Raw genomic sequence first — 18361 nt, forward strand, 5'->3', positions numbered from 1 at the left:
CACCTCCCGGGGTTACCAGGTCAGCACCGCACCTACGGCAAAGGTGTCGGTGTCTTCGTTCTGCTCGTCGGTGTCGTGGCCATTGATTTCGAACTGGTTGTACTCGGCCACCAGCTTGAGGTTGTCGTTCACGTCATGGAACAACGCGATGCCGCGGGTCTCGTAGTCCGCGCCGCTGCCGACCACGCCGTTGCCATCGTCATTGGTCTTGCCATAGGACAGGGCCAGGCGGTTCTTGCCCAGTTTGTAGGAGCCCTGCATCAGGTAGCCGTCGCTGTCGACATTGCGCAGGGTCGGCTCGCCGGCATTGTTGGTGAAAAACGGGTTGATGCCCTTGGCCTGGAAACCGGAGCCGGTGAGGGACAAACCGCCCATCTTCGCCTGCACGCCATAACCGACACCCTTGGAGGTGACGGTCTCGACCGTGGAATCAGTGTTGTCCGAGGTCTGGTAGCTGCCGTTGACCCAGCTGTAGATCTTTGCCCCGGCCAGGTCGAATTGATAGGTGACTTCGCTCTCGGTACGCGGGTTTTCCTGATAGGCCTTGCCCGTCGGGCTGCTGTCGTTGGTGTCCACCGGGTCCATGATGCCGACCGCCACGCGCAGACCGTCCATCACCGGGGTGCGATAGGTTATCTGCGAGGTCGGGAACGGATACGGATAACCGGTGCCGATGTTGCCGAACGACACCCCGCCGCCATCCACCAGCCCCAACGTATCGCTGACCTGACCGTAACCGGCGAGCATTTCGTCGAGCAGGATGTTGGATCGGGCAAACAGCCCGAAGTCCTTGCCGATCAGCACCTCGCCCCACTCCGGGTTGGCCACGGTGCCGAAGAACTGCCGCACATCGATGGCGGTGTCGGTGCCGTTGGTTTCGCTGTCGTTGATGGTGACCCAGAACGAGGCACGGGCGCCGAGCTTGAGGTCGTCTACCTGCTTGCCCATGTTGAACCCCAGGTAGTTGGGCAGGAACCCCATCTTGACCCGCGACTGTCGACGGTCGAACTGATCGCCGGCGCGATCAACATCGCTGTTCACGTAGAAGGCGTTAATGTAGCCGTCGGTGGAGAACGTGGTCTGGTCCTTGTCGTACAGCATGATATCCGCCTCGGCCAGCGGGCTCAGGCCAAGGGCGGACAGGCTGGCGATGAAGGCAGGCAGAAAACGATGCGTGACGTTCTTATTGTTGTGCATGGCGCGCTCCGAAACGGGGACTGAGTGTCGGAGGCGATTATCGAAACCTGACGGGCGGCGCCATACGCTGCCTTGGGGCTGGTTTTCAGGTGCTTTGGATTGGCTGGCGGTGTGTGACCACTATGGCGTAAGACCGCGTGTCGGTGAGGCTCGCCACTAAGGGTGTAGGCCTGTGGACCCCACTGGCGTCCACAGGAACCGGTACCGGTCAGGCGTTGGCCCTGAACAGCATGTAGGCGGCGACCACGACGCAGATGCTGGCGAATCCGACCTGCAACGCCCGCGCCGGCACCCGGGCGCAGAGCTTGCGGCCGATGATCATGCCGACGATGCTGGAGACGATGAAGGCAATACCCGAATCGTCGATGCGCACCCCGGCATGGAACGCGCCGATCACGCCGATGCCGGAAATCAGGCTGATCACCATCAGCGACGTGGCGATGATCCCGCGCATCTGCACGTCGGTCAGTTGCTTGAAGGCCGGGACAATCAGAAAGCCGCCGCCCACCCCTAGCAATCCAGAGACCACACCGGTTACTGCCCCGAGCGCGGCGAGGGTTGCGGTGCATTTGGCGGTCCAGGAAAAGCGCCCGGTCTGTTGATCGAGCATGCAGTTCTTCTGGCCCCAGTTGGCCTGACCATGGTCGCTGGGCCCCTCGTCCTTGCGCTCGCGGCGCAACATCCGCCCGGCCACCATGACCATCAGCAGGCTGAACAGGATCATCAGGATTTTTTCCGGCAACTGGTGGGCAAAGTAGATGCCTATCGGCGAAAACACCGCACCCAATGCCGCGATCAGCAGCGCTGCGCGATAACGCACCAGGCCATGGCGCAAGCCGTCGATGGCACCGACCGCTGCCGCACTGCCTACCGCGAACAACGCCACCGGAGCGGCCTGGGTCATGCTCCACCCCAACCCCAACACCAGGGCCGGGACCGCAAGGATACCGCCACCGGCGCCCGTCAAGCCGAGCACCAACCCCATCACTACACCAAACAGACTTGCCAGCAACATACGGAGTTCTCAGTCGACCCTGGACACACGTGTCAGCCACTCGCGGCCCTTGAGCATACCGTTCCAGTAGAACCACGGTAGCAGTGTCGCCTTCAGCCACCACGCCGAGCGGCGCGGGATCGTCGGGTCAAAGGGAAAGGTCGGCAGCAACTTGCCCGCGTACCCGAACTCGGCAAGGATCACCTTGCCCTTCTCCACCGTCAGCGGACAGGAGCCATAGCCGTCGTACTTCAGCGGCAGCGGTTGCTGCTTGCGCAAAGCCAGCAGGTTTTCCGCCACCACCACGATCTGCTTGCGCACCGCCGCAGCAGTTTTTGCATTCGTGGTGCCGCAGATGTCACCCAGCGCGAACACGCCTGGATAGCGCGGATGTTGAAGGGTGTGGGGATCGACCTCGCACCAGCCGGCGGCGTCGGCCAGCGGACTTTGGGCGATGAAGTCCGGGGAGACTTGTGGTGGCACGACATGCAGCAGGTCAAAGGTTTTTGCCTGGCGGGTGACATTGCCATCGGCATCCTTGACGTCGAACCACGCGGTTTTCGCCGGGCCGTCGACCTTGACCAGATTCGAGTTGAACGCCAAACGGGCTTTGTACTTTTCGATGTACTTCATCAGTGGCGGGACAAAGGTCGGCACTCCGAACAGTGCCGCGCCCGCAAGATTGAACTCGACGTCGATGTCGTTCAGCACACCGCTCTTGGTCCAGTGATCGCAGGATAGGTACAGCGCCTTTTGTGGCGCTCCGGCACATTTGATCGGCATGGCCGGCTGGGTGAACAGCACCTTGCCGCCGCGCAATGTCTGCACCTGGTCCCAGGTGTAGGTCGCGTGCCGATAGCTGTAGTTGGAGGTCACGCCGTGCTGGCCGAGGGTGTCCTCCAGGCCTTCGATTTTCTCCCAGGCCAGGCGCAGGCCGGGGCAGACCACCAGGTTTTGATAGCCGACCGTACGCCCGTCACCGAGGGTGAGTTGACGCTTGTCGGGATCGATGCCCGTCACGGCAGCCTGCAGCCAATGGGCCCCGCGCGGCATCACCGACGCCATGGGCCGCACGGTGTTTTCCACGTTGTAGGCACCACCGCCGACCAGCGTCCAGGCCGGTTGATAGTAGTGCCGGGAGTCGGGTTCGATCACGGTGATGTTCAGATGCGGGCTACGCTTGAGCAGGCTGGCGACAAAGCCGATACCTGCCGTGCCGCCGCCGATGACCACGATATCTGCACTGATGGATGGGCCCCAGTGTTGATCGTTCATTGCTTGTTCCTTTTGCTGCACGCAAGGATTGTTACGAGTCAAACCACAAAACCTGTGGGAGCGGGCTTGCCCGCGATGGCGTCAGGTCAGTCGCCATTAATGTTGGATGTGCCGGCCCCATCGCGAGCAAGCTCGCTCCCACAGGTTCGGTGTGTTGAATAAGATCAAGGTTGAACCCAGCTTTTAAGCACGGCCCCGCAATAAAGCCCGGAGAGGGTTTTCATCACCTGGATCACTTCGTGACTGGCGAGACCGTAAAAAATGTACTTGCCTTCACGACGGGTGGCGACCAGTCCTTCATCGCGCAGGATCCCCAATTGCTGGGACAGGGTCGGTTGGCGCACGCCGGTCATTTTTTCCAGCTCGCCTACGTTGCGTTCGCCCTGGGTCAGCTGACACAGGATCAACAGGCGATCCTCATTGGCCAGGGCCTTGAGCAGCGCACACGCCTTGGAGGCCGAGGCGCGCAGTTGGGAGACTTCACATTCGGTCAGACCGGATTGCATTTGCAGGATGCCTTCAACGTCACTTAAGCTGTAAACATTATGTTTAAACATATAATGTTGCAACCCATGACTGAAATTTCGCCCGTCTGACTTTTCCAACCCTGCACAGGTTCGTGTCCATGCCCGCACTGATTGAAGCTTTCCTCGACCCCGCCTCCTCGACCTACAGCTACGTGGTCTACGAGGCTGATGGCGGGCAGTGTGCGATTGTCGATCCGGTGCTCGACTACGACGCAGCCTCCGGGCGTACCGCAACCACCCAGGCCGACAACATCATCGCCTTCGTCCGCGCCCGTCACTTGCAAGTGCAATGGCTGCTGGAAACCCACGCCCATGCCGATCACCTGTCCGCCGCGCCGTACCTGCGCAGGGAGCTTGGCGGCAAGATCGCCATTGGCGAGTCGATCAGCAAGGTGCAGGACGTGTTCAAGACACTGTTCAATCTGGAGCCCTCCTTTCGCGTCGACGGCTCCCAGTTCGATCACCTGTTCGCCCCCAACGAATCGTTCATGATCGGCAACCTCAAGGCGACCGCCCTGCACGTGCCCGGCCATACCCCGGCGGACATGGCCTACCTGGTCGACAGCGATGTGATTCTGGTGGGCGACACGATGTTCATGCCCGACGTCGGCACCGCCCGCTGCGATTTCCCGGGCGGCAATGCCAACCAGATGTTTGCCTCGATCCAGAAACTGCTGGCCTTCCCCGCCAGCGTGCGCCTGTACGTCTGCCACGACTACCCGCCCAATGGCCGCGCGCCCCAATGCATGACCACCGTCGGTGAACAACGCAAAAACAACATTCATGTACATGACGGGATCGATGAAGCCGCGTTCGTGGAAATGCGTACACGACGTGATGCAGGGCTGGGCATGCCGACGCTGTTGCTGCCGGCGATCCAGGTGAATGTGCGGGCGGGGAATTTGCCGCCGGCCGAGGACAACGGCGTGACCTACCTGAAAATCCCGCTTAACAAATTCTGACCCTGTAGGAGCGAGCTTGCTCCGGGCGGCGTTCCGACGATGGACTTGAGGGCAACGCGTTTATCCAGAAGACTCGCGTTATCGTTAACGTCCATCGTCGGAACGCCGCCCGGAGCAAGCTCGCTCCTACAGAGTGATCGTGTCAGTTGCCCAAAGTCAGGCCATTGGCCGGCAACGGCAGCGCGGTCTTGTACCGCACCTGCTTGAGCGCAAAGCTCGAACGGATGTTCGCCACCCCCGGCACCTTGGTCAGAAAGTCCATCATGAAGCGCTCCAGCGACTGGATGGTCGGCACCAGCACCCGGATCAGGTAGTCCGGATCGCCGGCCATCAGGTAGCACTCCATCACCTCGGGGCGATCGGAAATCGCTTCTTCGAAATGCTGCAACGCCTCCTCCACCTGCTTCTCCAGGCTGACGTGAATGAACACATTCACATGCAGCCCCAACAGATCGGCATCCAGCAGCGTCACTTGCTCGCGAATCACCCCCAGTTCTTCCATGGCCTTGACCCGGTTGAAACACGGCGTGGGTGACAGGTTCACCGAACGCGCCAGGTCGGCGTTGGTGATGCGCGCGTTCTCCTGAAGGCTGTTGAGAATGCCGATATCGGTACGGTCCAGTTTGCGCATGAGACAAAACCACCTGTTTTTTATGTTTATGCAGGTTTTTTATCTGCAAATGATCTTTAGCGCAACGAAACAGAGAGAAATATTCTTCTTGGTCGGGCCTATGATTGTTGTAGGACAAGATTTCTTCTACCGAACGAAATCTGTCAGCTCACTACAAGAAATTCACAAGATCGAGCGTAGAAGCCATGACCCAAGCGTATGAACCGCTGCGCCTGCACGTCCCCGAACCCTCGGGCCGTCCCGGCTGTAAAACCGACTTCTCCTACCTGCATCTGACCGATGCCGGCACGGTGCGCAAACCCCCAATCGACGTTGAACCGGCTGACACGGCTGACCTGGCCCGTGGCCTGATCCGCGTGCTCGACGACCAGGGTAATGCCCTCGGCCCATGGGCCGAAAACGTACCGGTGGAGATCCTGCGCAAGGGCATGCGCGCCATGCTCAAGACCCGCATCTACGACAACCGCATGGTGGTCGCCCAGCGTCAGAAAAAGATGTCGTTCTACATGCAGAGCCTTGGCGAAGAAGCCATCGGCAGCGCCCAGGCCCTGGCCCTGAACATCGACGACATGTGCTTCCCGACCTACCGCCAGCAAAGCATCCTGATGGCCCGCGACGTACCGCTGGTCGACCTGATCTGCCAGCTGCTGTCCAACGAGCGCGATCCGCTCAAGGGACGTCAGTTGCCCATCATGTACTCGGTCAAGGACTCCGGTTTCTTCACCATCTCCGGCAACCTCGCCACCCAGTTCGTGCAAGCCGTGGGCTGGGGCATGGCCTCGGCGATCAAGGGCGACACCAAAATCGCTTCGGCGTGGATCGGCGACGGCGCCACCGCCGAGTCGGACTTCCACACCGCCCTGACGTTCGCCCACGTGTACCGCGCGCCGGTGATCCTCAACGTGGTCAACAACCAGTGGGCGATCTCCACCTTCCAGGCGATTGCCGGTGGTGAAGCCACCACCTTCGCCGGTCGTGGCGTCGGTTGCGGCATTGCCTCCCTGCGGGTCGACGGCAACGATTTCTACGCGGTCTACGCCGCTTCCGCCTGGGCTGCCGAACGTGCGCGCCGTAATCTCGGTCCGACCATGATCGAGTGGGTCACCTACCGCGCCGGCCCGCACTCGACCTCCGATGATCCGTCCAAATACCGTCCGGCCGATGACTGGAGCCACTTCCCGCTGGGCGATCCGATTGCGCGCCTCAAGCAGCACCTGATCAAGATCGGCCAGTGGTCCGAAGAGGAACACACCGCCGTCAGCGCCGAGCTCGAAGCCCAAGTGATCGCCGCACAGAAAGAAGCCGAACAGTACGGCACCCTTGCCGGCGGCCAGATTCCGAGCGCCGCGACCATGTTCGAAGACGTCTACAAAGAGATGCCGGAGCACTTGAAGCGCCAGCGTCAAGAGTTGGGGATCTGACATGAACGATCACAACAACCATATCGAGCTGGAAACCGCCATGACCACGACCACCATGACCATGATCCAGGCCCTGCGCTCGGCCATGGATGTGATGCTTGAACGTGACGACAACGTCGTGGTCTTCGGCCAGGACGTGGGCTACTTCGGTGGCGTGTTCCGTTGCACCGAAGGCCTGCAAGCCAAGTACGGCACCTCGCGAGTATTCGACGCGCCGATCTCTGAAAGCGGTATCGTCGGCACCGCCGTGGGCATGGGCGCCTACGGTCTGCGCCCGGTGGTGGAGATCCAGTTCGCCGACTACGTCTACCCGGCCTACGACCAGATCATTTCCGAAGCCGCGCGCCTGCGTTATCGCTCGGCCGGCGAGTTCACCGCGCCGATGACCCTGCGCATGCCCTGCGGCGGCGGCATCTACGGCGGCCAGACCCACAGCCAGAGCATCGAGGCACTCTTCACTCAGGTATGCGGTCTGCGCACCGTCATGCCGTCCAACCCCTACGACGCCAAAGGCCTGCTGATCGCCTCCATCGAAAACGATGACCCGGTGATCTTCCTGGAGCCGAAACGGCTGTACAACGGTCCTTTCGACGGCCACCACGAACGTCCGGTTACCCCGTGGTCGAAACACCCCGCCGCACAGGTTCCGGACGGTTACTACACCGTACCGCTGGACGTTGCCGCTATCGCCCGTCCGGGCAAGGACGTCACGGTGCTGACCTACGGCACCACCGTCTACGTGTCGCAAGTGGCCGCTGAAGAAAGCGGCGTGGATGCCGAAGTCATCGACCTGCGCAGCCTGTGGCCGCTGGACCTGGAAACCATCACCAAATCGGTGAAGAAAACCGGGCGCTGCGTGATCGTTCACGAAGCCACCCGCACTTGCGGCTTCGGCGCCGAACTGACGGCGCTGGTGCAAGAGCATTGCTTCCACTACCTGGAAGCGCCGATCGAACGCGTCACCGGTTGGGATACCCCTTACCCGCACGCGCAAGAGTGGGCGTATTTCCCAGGGCCGTCCCGAGTGGGCGCGGCGTTGAAACGGGTCATGGAGGTCTGAATGGGCACGCACGTCATTAAAATGCCGGACATTGGTGAAGGCATTGCAGAAGTTGAATTGTCGGTATGGCACGTCAAGGTCGGCGACATGGTCGTCGAAGATCAGGTGCTGGCCGATGTGATGACCGACAAGGCGATGGTGGATATCCCGTCGCCGGTGCATGGCAAGGTCATTGCCCTCGGTGGCCAGCCGGGCGAAGTCATGGCGGTTGGCAGTGTGCTGATCAGCATTGAAGTCGAAGGCGCGGGCAACGTTAAGGAATCGACGCAACCGGCACCTGTTGTTAAAGAAGCACCGGTTGCAGCAACGAAAGTCGAAACCGTGGTTGAAAGCAAACCGGTCGCTGCCCCGGCGCCGAAAGCTGCCGTATGCCAGGGCCCGATGATTGCTCGCGAGGCCGATGAGCGTCCGCTGGCCTCCCCGGCCGTGCGCAAGCATGCGCTGGACCTCGGCATTCAATTGCGCCTGGTGCGTGGCACCGGCCCCGCCGGCCGCGTGCTGCATGAAGACCTCGACGCCTACCTGGCCCAGGGTCAGTCGAACGCTTCGGCACCGGTGGCGGCTGCTTACGCCCAACGTACCGATGAACAGCAGATCCCGGTGATCGGCATGCGTCGCAAGATTGCCCAGCGCATGCAGGACGCCACCCAGCGCGCCGCCCACTTCAGTTATGTCGAAGAAATCGACGTCACCGCCGTGGAAGAGCTGCGCGCGCACCTCAACGAAAAACATGGCGCGACTCGCGGCAAGCTGACTTTGCTGCCGTTCCTGGTCCGCGCCCTGGTCGTCGCCCTGCGTGATTTCCCGCAGATCAACGCCCGCTACGACGACGAAGCCCAGGTCATCACCCGCCTCGGCGCGGTGCATGTCGGCATCGCCACCCAGGCGGATATCGGTTTGATGGTGCCGGTGGTGCGTCACGCCGAAGCCCGCAGCCTGTGGGACAGCGCCGCTGAAATCTCCCGTTTGGCCACTGCCGCCCGTAACGGCAAGGCCAGCCGCGACGAGTTGTCCGGCTCGACCATCACCCTGACCAGCCTCGGGGCCTTGGGCGGTATCGTCAGCACCCCGGTGCTGAACCTGCCGGAAGTCGCGATAGTCGGCGTGAACAAGATCGTCGAACGGCCAATGGTGATCAAAGGCCAGATCGTGATCCGCAAGATGATGAACCTCTCCAGCTCCTTCGATCACCGCGTGGTCGACGGCATGGACGCGGCGCTCTTCATCCAGGCCATCCGTGGCTTGCTCGAACAACCCGCGACCTTGTTTGTGGAGTAAGTCATGCAGACCCTCAATACCACGCTGCTGATCATCGGCGGCGGCCCCGGCGGTTATGTGACGGCGATCCGTGCCGGCCAACTGGGCATCCCGACCATCCTGGTGGAAGGCCAATCCCTGGGCGGCACTTGCCTGAACATTGGCTGCATTCCGTCCAAGGCACTGATTCACGTCGCTGAGCAGTTCCATCAAACGCAACACCACAGCCAGCATTCGGCCCTGGGCATCAGCGTTTCGGCGCCCACCCTGGACATCGGCAAGAGCGTGGAATGGAAAGACGGCATCGTCGATCGCCTGACCACCGGCGTCGCGGCGCTGCTGAAAAAGAACAAGGTCCAGGTCGTTCAAGGCTGGGCCAAAGTGGTTGACGGCAAAACCGTGGAAGTTGGCGACACACGTATCCAGTGTGAACACCTGGTGCTGGCCACCGGCTCCAAAAGTGTGAACCTGCCAATGCTGCCGATTGGCGGGCCGATCATCTCGTCCACCGAGGCCCTGGCGCCGACATCCGTGCCCAAGCGCTTGATTGTGGTCGGCGGTGGCTACATCGGTCTGGAGTTGGGCATTGCCTATCGCAAGCTCGGCGCCGAGGTCAGCGTGGTGGAAGCGCAGGAACGCATCCTGCCGGCCTACGACGCCGAACTGACTCAGCCGGTGCACGACGAACTGAAAAAACTCGGTGTGAAGCTTTACTTGAAACACAGCGTGCAAGGCTTTGATTCTTCTAACAATACCTTGCAAGTACTTGCCCCGAACGGTGAGACCCTGAACCTGGAAACCGACCAGGTACTGGTGGCCGTCGGTCGCAAGCCGAACACCCAGGGCTGGAACCTCGAAGCGCTGAACCTGGACATGAATGGTTCCTCGATCAAGATCGACAACCGCTGCCAGACCAGCATGCGCAACGTGTATGCCATCGGTGACCTGAGCGGCGAACCGATGCTCGCCCACCGGGCCATGGCCCAGGGCGAGATGGTCGCCGAGCTGATCAGCGGTAAAACCCGCGAGTTCAACCCGATCGCCATCGCGGCCGTATGCTTTACCGACCCGGAACTGGTAGTGGTCGGCAAGACCCCGGACGAGGCCAAGGCCGCAGGTTGGGACTGCATCGTGTCGAGCTTCCCGTTCGCCGCCAATGGCCGGGCGATGACCCTGGAGTCGAAAAGCGGCTTCGTGCGGGTGGTCGCCCGTCGGGATAATCACGTGATTGTCGGCTGGCAGGCGGTGGGCGTCGGCGTGTCGGAGCTGTCCACGGCGTTTGCCCAGAGCCTGGAGATGGGCGCGCGGCTGGAAGACATCGGCGGCACCATCCATGCACACCCGACCTTGGGTGAGGCGGTGCAGGAAGCGGCGTTGCGGGCCCTTGGCCACGCATTGCACCTGTGAATCAGGGCGATCGGTGGTGTCCGTGATGGCCTCTTCGCGAGCAAGCTCGCTCCCACAGGGGATTTGTGGTGTTTGCAGGACCTGATGGCCTACAAAGATCAAATGTGGGAGCGAGCTTGCTCGCGATTCTTGAGAACGACGCGATTTCTGCCGATCAGCCGATAGTCTGGGCTGCGATTTAGCCCAAGAATGAAGTATTGTTGTCCCCATCCAAAAAACGTCAGAAGCCTTGAACCGTTTCGACGGTTGTTCAGTGATAGAGGGTGTCATGGGTAACGAAAGCATCAATTGGGACAAGCTGGGTTTTGACTACATCAAGACCGACAAGCGCTATCTGTCGTACTTTCGCAATGGCGAGTGGGACAAAGGCACCCTGACCGAAGACAACGTGCTGCACATCAGCGAAGGCTCCACTGCCCTTCACTATGGTCAGCAATGCTTCGAAGGCATGAAGGCCTATCGTTGCAAGGACGGCTCGATCAACCTGTTCCGCCCGGACCAGAACGCCCTGCGCATGCAGCGCAGCTGCGCCCGCTTGCTGATGCCGCAGGTGGAAACCGAGCAATTCATCGAAGCCTGCAAGGAAGTGGTCCGCGCCAACGAGCGTTTCATTCCGCCGTACGGCACCGGCGGCGCGCTCTACCTGCGCCCGTTCGTGATCGGCGTGGGTGATAACATCGGCGTGCGCACTGCACCCGAGTTCATTTTCTCGATCTTCTGCATTCCGGTTGGCGCCTACTTCAAGGGCGGTCTGACCCCGCACAACTTCCTGATCTCCAGCTACGACCGCGCCGCGCCACAAGGCACCGGCGCCGCCAAGGTCGGTGGCAACTACGCCGCCAGCCTGATGCCGGGCTCCCAGGCCAAGAAGGCGCATTTCGCCGACTGCATCTACCTGGACCCACTGACTCATACCAAGATCGAGGAAGTCGGTTCGGCCAACTTCTTCGGGATCACCCACGATAACAAGTTCGTGACCCCGAACTCGCCATCGGTACTGCCGGGCATCACCCGTCTGTCGCTGATCGAACTGGCCAGGTCCCGCCTGGGTCTGGACGTGGTCGAAGGCGACGTGTTCATCGACAAGCTGGCGGACTTCAAGGAAGCCGGTGCTTGCGGTACTGCGGCGGTGATCACGCCGATCGGCGGCATCAACTACAACGACCACCTGCACGTGTTCCACAGCGAAACCGAAGTCGGCCCGATCACCCAGAAGCTCTACAAAGAGCTGACCGGCGTGCAAACCGGCGACATCGAAGCGCCAGCGGGCTGGATCGTCAAGGTTTGACCTGACGCCAGACGCACAAAAGCCCCCCATCGGGTGATCGATGGGGGGCTTTTTGTTTGCATAGTACTGACGAACCCACCACTCCCCAGTGGGAGCGAGCTTGCTCGCGATGACGGCATTGCATTCAACACAGAAACAACCGGAATACACGTTCGTCAGTCAGCGAATGTTCCCGAACTCCGCCGAACCTGCCGCAACTTTCGAAGCGTTGACATTACCCTCAACCACCAACGGCAACCCGATTCCAAACCGCCTTCCAAACTCCTTGCGCCCCAACGCCGTCAACGCCAACGCCCGACTGTCCAGATCCTGGGTCACCCACTTGCGCTTGAGCGCCGTTTGCAGCAACGCCGCGCCCAGCGACCCGCCCAGATGTGGCCGACGCATGCTCCAGTCCAGGCACGGGCAGGCGAAACGACGGCGCAAGGTGCTCAAGTCCTGCGTCTCGATCCCGAGCCCTTGAAACATTGCCGTACCGCTGTCGCTCAAGCGATAGGCCTGTTCGTCGGTTTCCTCAAGCCAGCCCGCTTCAAGCATCCGGTCATGCAGCAGCACGGCCAGGGTTCCCGCCATATGGTCGTAGCAGGTGCGGGCAAATTGCAGGCGATCCGGGGTCCGTGCCCGGAAGCTCGGCGCGGTGTTCTGGCCGATCACCATCAGTGCCTCCAGGGCTTGGGCTACGCGCTTGTCCGCCAGGCTGTAATAGCGATGACGCCCCTGAACGTGCAGCCGCACCAGCGCCAGCTCCTTGAGCTTGGCCAGGTGGGCACTGGCGGTCGACGCGCTGACTTCGGCCACCGCCGCCAGTTCTGTGCTGGTGCGGGCATGGCCGTCCATCAGCGAACAAAGGATTTTCGTCCGCGCCGGCTCAGCGATGGCTGCCGCCACCTGCGAGACGCCGATGTCGTGTTGTTCTGCGCTCATATTTCGCTCCCGGACGAATCAATGCCCTTTCGGACTGGAGATAGTAGCAACACTTTCCAACAACCAAAGGCTGTGCCCATGGACCCGATCATCGCTGCGACCCATGCCGATCCTTATCCCTACTACGCACAACTGCGTGCCGACGGTGGGCTGGCTTTTCATCCGGGACTGAACATGTGGGTGGCCAGCAGCGCCCGGGCGGTGGCCGCCGTGCTGGCGCATCCCGATTGCCACGTTCGACCCGCGCAGGAGCCAGTCCCCAAGGCGATCGCCGACGGCATGGCCGGCCAGGTGTTCGGCCAATTGATGCGCATGAATGAAGGTGAACGCCAGCGTTGCCCACGATCGACGATTGCGCCGGGGCTGGAGTTGATCGACGCGCGGGAAGTCGAGGCCCTGGTCAGCGCCCGATTGATGACCGCCGATGCCGCCGGCCTGTACAACGCCATGTTTCGCGGACCGGTGTGCGTGGTGGCGGCGTTGTTGGGGTTCACCCCGGCTCAGGGCCGCGCCATCAGCGAGTTGACGGCGGATTTCGTCGCTTGCCTGTCACCCTTGAGTGACGCGGCACAATTGACCGCCGCCCACGCTGCCGCCGAACAATTGAGCGGTTATTTCATCGAATTGCTCGACGATCCGTACAACCACAGCCCTTTGCTTGCAGGTATCGGCCAGCGCTTCGCCTGCGGCGCGCCGCAAACCCTGATCGCCAACCTGATCGGCCTGTTCTCCCAGACCTTCGAGGCCACTGCCGGGCTGATCGGCAACGCCGTGCTGGCATTGATTCAACATCCGTCGTTGCGCAGCGAATCTCCCCCGGTCGAAGACCTGCTGGCCGAAGTACAGCGCTTCGACCCGCCGGTACAGAACACCCGTCGCTTCGTCGCCGCCCCCTGCGAAATTGACGGTGTGAGGCTGAACGCCGCAGACGTGATCCTGGTGCTGCTGGCCTCGGCCAATCGCGACCCCCAGCTCAACGACAGCCCCGACACCTTCCTGCTCGACCGCCCGAACCGGCGCAGCTTCACCTTCGGCGCGGGGCGCCATCAATGTCCGGGGCAACGCCTGGCGTTGAGCATTGCCAGCGCTACGCTCAAGCAGCTTCTGGCGATGAGGCCGGCACTGGACCCTCTGAAGCGGGAATACCGCCCCTCCACGAATGGACGGATTCCACTGTTCCGTGAATGACCGGAAGCCGCTCAAGCAACGCGGTGTTCGACGGTCAGGTGAGACAGTTCATGGACCGGCGCCAGGCGTTCGCGAATGGTGTCGGCACTGACATTGGCCGCCGCCACAACGCTGACAATCGCGGCCCGCGCCTGGGGGCCGACCTGCCAGACATGCAGATCGCTGATGCGCACATCGTCCGACGACTCCAGCAGTTCACGAATCTCGTCGGCGACGTGTGTATCCGTGACATCGAGCAACACCGCTGCGCTGTCACGCATCAGTCCAACGGCCCATTTCGCGATCACGATGGCGCCCACAATGCCCATCACCGGGTCCAGCCACACCCATCCCAGATAGCGCCCCGCCAGCAATGCGGCGATCGCCAGCACTGAAGTCAAGGCATCGGCCAGCACATGGACATAGGCCGAGCGCAGGTTGTTGTCGTGATGGTGATGATGGCCGTGCTCATGGCTGTGGCCATGATGGCCGTGGTCGCCCGCCAGCAAAAAGGCACTGGCGATGTTCACCGCCAGCCCCACCACCGCAATCACCGTCGCTTCGGTGAACGCCACGGTCGTTGGCTGAAACAGGCGATAAACGGATTCACCGGCAATGCCGATCGCCACCAGCCCCAGCACCATGGCCGAGGCAAAACCCGCGAGATCCCCGACCTTGCCGGTGCCGAAGCTGTAACGCGCGTTGTTGGCATTGCGCCGTGCAAACCCATAGGCCGCCGCCGCGATGCCCAAGGCCCCGGCATGGGTGGCCATGTGAAAACCATCGGCCAGCAGCGCCATGGAACCGGTGATGTAACCGGCGGCAATTTCGCCAATCATCATCACAAACGTCAGCGCCACCACCCATAAGGTGCGTCGGGCGTTTTCATCATGGGATGCGCCGAGAAAGACATGGTCGTGAGAAAAGCGCGAAGCCTGTGGTGTCAGTGTCATGGAATTCAGGCCTCTATTTGGCATAACGACGGATGGCCAGCAGCAGGTCCTCCACGCCCTGGGCGCGATCTTCATCGCTCAGGTCCGGATGGGCCACGTGCTCGCGGGCATGGGCGTCGATGAACTGCTCCAGCAGACCATTGACCGCGCCCCGGATGGCGGCCACCAGATGCAGGGTCTTGGCGCAATCGGCATCGGACTCAAGCGCTCGCTCCACGGCTTCCACCTGCCCGGCAATCCGCCGCACCCGCTTGATCAAGTCATCCTTGTGTTCGTGAATGTGTGCCATACCTATACCCCCTACCCCTATATGGCACCTATGGTCGCCGATAGTGCGGAGCCTGGCAAGGCGCAACCCGATGACGGTCGGTTTGGCGTGACATCGATTTTCGCCGGCCGGTTGGCCGCTGAACGTTTGGGTTCAACACCCCTGCTGCCCAGCTGGATTAGTTACACCGGGTTAAAACAGTCATGACGGGCAGTGCGTTTATCCCGCCGGCCTTTCTCCATAGAGTCACCAGGATCATGGTGAACAACGAGGTTCGATCGATGCAAACCCAACTGGACAAGTCACTGAGTGTTTTTGCGCGGGCAGACCTGCTGCAAGGTCCCACGCCCATTCAGCGGGCTGCGCGACTCGAACAGCTGCTGGGCCTCGACAAGCAGGGTATCGGCCTGTTTCTCAAACGCGACGACCATATGTTGATCGGCGCGGGCGGCAACAAGCTGCGCAAGCTTGAATTCCACATCGGCGCAGCACTGCAAGCCGGAACCGATACGATCATTACCGTGGGCGGCATCCAGTCCAATCATGCCCGTCTGACCGCCGCAGTGTGCGCCCGGCTGGGCATCGCCTGCGAGCTGTTCCTGACCCGGGCCGTGGCCAAGGCCGAGGTGGATTACGAGCTCAACGGCAATGTGCTGCTCGACCAGTTGTTCGGCGCGCAGATGCAGGTGTTTGCCGGCGGTACCGACTCACTGGCCAAAGCCGAGGCCAGGGCGGCGCAGCTTCGAGACTCCGGGCACAAGGTCATGGTGCTGCCAACCGGTGGCTCGACGCCTCTGGGCAGCCTCGGCTATGCCCGCTGCGCAGCGGAGATCGCCCAACAAGAGGCCGAACTGCAACTCAGGTTCAATCAAGTGGTGGTACCCAATGGCAGCGCCGGCACGCATGCCGGGCTCGCGGCGGGTTTCCGGTTGCTGGGCCGGGGTACGTCCGTGGTCAAGTCGTTCTCGGTGTTGTCCGACCAGGACTCATCAGCGGCGAGAACCCTGCAACTGACCCGCGAAACATTGGCGCTATTGGGCAGTAGCGCCGAGGTGCGGGTTGACGAGATGGCGATTGACGGCAGCCAGCTGGGTACCGGCTATGGGTTGCCAACCGCCGCCATGCAGGACGCGGTACGCCTGATGGCGCGGGCCGAAGGCCTGTTGGTCGACCCGGTGTACTCCGGCAAGGCGTTTGCCGGGTTGCTGGCCGACCTGCAGCAAGGGCGCTTCGTCCCCGGGGACAATGTGCTGTTCATCATGACCGGCGGAACACCCGGCCTGTATGCGTACCGGGAAACGTTTCAGGCCTGACGGTCAATCATCCCGCGTCAGCACTTCCAGCAATTCGATTTCGAAGATCAGGTTCGAGTTCGGCGTGATCTTGCCCATGGTGCGTTCGCCATAGGCCAGGTGCGCCGGCACCCGCAACTTGCGCTTGCCGCCGACCTGCATGCCCATGATGCCCTGGTCCCAGCCCTTGATGACCCGCCCGGTGCCGATCACGCACTGGAAGGGTTTGCCACGACTGTACGAAGAGTCGAATTCGGTCCCGTCCTCCAGCCAGCCACGGTACTGGGTGGTGATCAGTGCGCCTTTTACGGCGGCTTTTCCGTCACCCACCTGAAGATCGATTACCTGAAGCTCGTCATTCATTGATTTCACTCGTATGCTCACTCGCCCTCTAGGGCCTGATGCGCGCCGTTTTCCCAGATTTGTCCTCGATTGGCAACCATTGCCGCCTCCGCGCGCGACGTTTAAAGCGGTTTGCTGAACTAAAATAATCAACAATTACCCGTACGGTTCTCCGCCCTGATGGCCATCCCCGAATGATCCTGCTCTGGACCAGCGTCATCCTTGGTTCAATGACGCTCAGCCTGATCGTCGTGCTGGCTTGGCGCGAACGCTATCTGCAAAAGCAACTGGCGGAGTATCGCGCGATCATCAATAGCCTGTCCGAAGGCCAGAACATCCACAAGGATGACGACGCCGAGCGCTTCAAGCGCAGCCAGTATTTCGCTCGTATCGGCACCTGGGACTGGGATGTCGACACCGACCGGTTGTATTGGTCAGATGCCATTTTCGGCATGTTCGGCTTCAAGATCGGCGAAGTGACGCCCTCTTACGCCCTGTTCTGTTCCTGCGTGCATCCGGAAGACCGGCTCAGGGTTCGGGCCGGCGAACTGCGTTGCCTGGAAACCGGTGAAAACCATGATGAGGAATACCGCGTGGTGTGGCCCGACGGAACGATCCGCTGGCTGCGGGAAACCGGCAACGTGGTCAAGAACGACCACGACGAAACGATCAAGATGATGGGTGTGGTACGCGACATCACCGAAGAAAAGGCCTCGGCCAACTACCTCAAGCACCTGGCCCATTACGACCCGTTGACCGGCCTGCCCAATCGCCTGGTGCTCGAAGAGCGCCTGTCCGAAGCGCTGGAGCTGGCGCGCACCAGTGCCACGCGGGTGGCGCTGGTATTTGTCGACCTCAATGGCTTCAAGGCCATCAACGACCGCTATGGGCATGCGGCCGGCGACCGCGTGCTGGTCACGACCGCCACGCGGCTAAAGCGCATCCTGCACGGCACCGACACCGTCGCCCGGATCGGCGGCGACGAATTCGTGGTCATCCTCCAGGACCTGCCCCAAGGCAAAAGCCTGCAAGACGAAGCGCGCACGATCTGCCAGAAAATCTTCGTCGAACTCTCCCCGCCCGTCACCCTCGGCAACGACCAGCGCCACATCGGCACCAGCCTCGGCGTCGCCGTGTTCCCTGATCATGCGCCGAGCATCGATCGCTTGCTGCACATTGCCGACCTGGCGATGTATGAGGCCAAGCGCAGCGGGAACAATCAGTATCGGTTGGGCACCGAGAGCCTGGTGCGGGCACACAGCGAATAGCGCTTCGTCCTTGAATGCCTTGATCCACTTCGCGCATCAATGCATACCAACCATGCAATTAACCTATCGATGCCCCTGCTCCACTATCCGCCCCAACAAGAACCGTGCGCCGGGTGCTTTGTGAATCC

18 protein-coding genes are annotated in these 18361 nt (G+C 61.5%); 9 read left to right on the top strand and 9 right to left on the bottom strand.

The window, feature by feature from the left end; translation table 11 throughout:
• Positions 1-12: 12 nt before the first annotated feature.
• The 4 genes from KW840_RS26235 to KW840_RS26250 all read right to left on the bottom strand — a co-directional run bounded on the left by KW840_RS26235 (position 13) and on the right by KW840_RS26250 (position 3972).
• A complete protein-coding gene (locus tag KW840_RS26235) occupies positions 13-1197 on the bottom strand; it encodes a porin (protein WP_057715207.1) in 1185 nt (394 codons plus the stop codon).
• Positions 1198-1405: 208 nt separating this feature from the next.
• Positions 1406-2212 (bottom strand): sulfite exporter TauE/SafE family protein, encoded by an 807-nt coding sequence (locus KW840_RS26240; RefSeq protein WP_090454959.1) that lies wholly within the window; start codon positions 2210-2212, stop codon positions 1406-1408.
• Positions 2213-2221: 9 nt separating this feature from the next.
• The gene (locus tag KW840_RS26245) at positions 2222-3466 is read right to left on the bottom strand and encodes an FAD/NAD(P)-binding oxidoreductase (protein ID WP_218498257.1); all 1245 of its coding nucleotides are present in this window, start codon (positions 3464-3466) and stop codon (positions 2222-2224) included.
• A 164-nt stretch (positions 3467-3630) separates the two neighbouring features.
• Positions 3631-3972 carry a helix-turn-helix transcriptional regulator gene (locus KW840_RS26250; RefSeq protein ID WP_057715210.1) on the bottom strand — a complete coding sequence of 114 codons (342 nt, stop codon included), beginning with the start codon at positions 3970-3972 and terminating at the stop codon, positions 3631-3633.
• Positions 3973-4091: 119 nt separating this feature from the next.
• Between KW840_RS26250 and KW840_RS26255 the strand changes: the two genes are divergently transcribed.
• The gene (locus tag KW840_RS26255) at positions 4092-4955 is read left to right on the top strand and encodes an MBL fold metallo-hydrolase (RefSeq protein ID WP_218498258.1); all 864 of its coding nucleotides are present in this window, start codon (positions 4092-4094) and stop codon (positions 4953-4955) included.
• A 142-nt stretch (positions 4956-5097) separates the two neighbouring features.
• On the opposite strand, the gene bkdR is transcribed toward KW840_RS26255, so the two are convergent.
• A complete protein-coding gene (gene bkdR / locus KW840_RS26260; RefSeq protein WP_007976593.1) occupies positions 5098-5586 on the bottom strand; it encodes a Bkd operon transcriptional regulator BkdR in 489 nt (162 codons plus the stop codon).
• Positions 5587-5771: 185 nt separating this feature from the next.
• On the opposite strand from bkdR, the gene KW840_RS26265 reads away from it, so the two are divergent.
• The 5 genes from KW840_RS26265 to KW840_RS26285 all read left to right on the top strand — a co-directional run bounded on the left by KW840_RS26265 (position 5772) and on the right by KW840_RS26285 (position 12019).
• Entirely contained in the window at positions 5772-7007 is a 1236-nt protein-coding gene (locus tag KW840_RS26265) for a 3-methyl-2-oxobutanoate dehydrogenase (2-methylpropanoyl-transferring) subunit alpha (protein WP_154860167.1), read from the top strand.
• Position 7008: 1 nt separating this feature from the next.
• Positions 7009-8067 carry an alpha-ketoacid dehydrogenase subunit beta gene (locus tag KW840_RS26270; protein ID WP_154908888.1) on the top strand — a complete coding sequence of 353 codons (1059 nt, stop codon included), beginning with the start codon at positions 7009-7011 and terminating at the stop codon, positions 8065-8067.
• Positions 8068-9345: a dihydrolipoamide acetyltransferase family protein gene (locus KW840_RS26275; protein WP_218498259.1), complete on the top strand. Its 1278-nt coding sequence runs from the start codon at positions 8068-8070 to the stop codon at positions 9343-9345.
• A gap of 3 nt (positions 9346-9348) precedes the next feature.
• Positions 9349-10731 carry a dihydrolipoyl dehydrogenase gene (gene lpdA, locus KW840_RS26280; RefSeq protein ID WP_218498260.1) on the top strand — a complete coding sequence of 461 codons (1383 nt, stop codon included), beginning with the start codon at positions 9349-9351 and terminating at the stop codon, positions 10729-10731.
• Positions 10732-10999: 268 nt separating this feature from the next.
• Positions 11000-12019 carry a branched-chain amino acid aminotransferase gene (locus KW840_RS26285; RefSeq protein WP_057715216.1) on the top strand — a complete coding sequence of 340 codons (1020 nt, stop codon included), beginning with the start codon at positions 11000-11002 and terminating at the stop codon, positions 12017-12019.
• Positions 12020-12178: 159 nt separating this feature from the next.
• Here the strand turns inward: KW840_RS26285 and KW840_RS26290 are convergent, their stop codons facing one another.
• The gene (locus KW840_RS26290; RefSeq protein WP_218498261.1) at positions 12179-12943 is read right to left on the bottom strand and encodes a helix-turn-helix transcriptional regulator; all 765 of its coding nucleotides are present in this window, start codon (positions 12941-12943) and stop codon (positions 12179-12181) included.
• 78 nt (positions 12944-13021) lie between these two features.
• On the opposite strand from KW840_RS26290, the gene KW840_RS26295 reads away from it, so the two are divergent.
• On the top strand, positions 13022-14131 hold the full coding sequence (locus tag KW840_RS26295; protein ID WP_218498262.1) for a cytochrome P450: 1110 nt from the start codon (positions 13022-13024) through the stop codon (positions 14129-14131).
• Positions 14132-14142: 11 nt separating this feature from the next.
• Here KW840_RS26295 and dmeF read toward each other — a convergent pair whose 3' ends face one another.
• Positions 14143-15063 (bottom strand): CDF family Co(II)/Ni(II) efflux transporter DmeF, encoded by a 921-nt coding sequence (gene dmeF / locus KW840_RS26300; protein ID WP_218498263.1) that lies wholly within the window; start codon positions 15061-15063, stop codon positions 14143-14145.
• Positions 15064-15076: 13 nt separating this feature from the next.
• The gene (locus KW840_RS26305) at positions 15077-15352 is read right to left on the bottom strand and encodes a metal/formaldehyde-sensitive transcriptional repressor (RefSeq protein ID WP_057715220.1); all 276 of its coding nucleotides are present in this window, start codon (positions 15350-15352) and stop codon (positions 15077-15079) included.
• Between the two features lie 260 nt (positions 15353-15612).
• On the opposite strand from KW840_RS26305, the gene KW840_RS26310 reads away from it, so the two are divergent.
• On the top strand, positions 15613-16644 hold the full coding sequence (locus KW840_RS26310) for a D-cysteine desulfhydrase family protein (RefSeq protein WP_218498264.1): 1032 nt from the start codon (positions 15613-15615) through the stop codon (positions 16642-16644).
• A 3-nt stretch (positions 16645-16647) separates the two neighbouring features.
• Here the strand turns inward: KW840_RS26310 and KW840_RS26315 are convergent, their stop codons facing one another.
• Positions 16648-16986 carry an FKBP-type peptidyl-prolyl cis-trans isomerase gene (locus KW840_RS26315; protein WP_154860172.1) on the bottom strand — a complete coding sequence of 113 codons (339 nt, stop codon included), beginning with the start codon at positions 16984-16986 and terminating at the stop codon, positions 16648-16650.
• A gap of 173 nt (positions 16987-17159) precedes the next feature.
• Here KW840_RS26315 and KW840_RS26320 point away from each other — a divergent pair, with 173 nt between their 5' ends.
• On the top strand, positions 17160-18233 hold the full coding sequence (locus KW840_RS26320) for a sensor domain-containing diguanylate cyclase (RefSeq protein ID WP_057715222.1): 1074 nt from the start codon (positions 17160-17162) through the stop codon (positions 18231-18233).
• Positions 18234-18361 lie beyond the last annotated feature (128 nt).

Source organism: Pseudomonas sp. PDM30, assembly GCF_019218985.1.
GTDB lineage: Bacteria > Pseudomonadota > Gammaproteobacteria > Pseudomonadales > Pseudomonadaceae > Aquipseudomonas > Aquipseudomonas jessenii.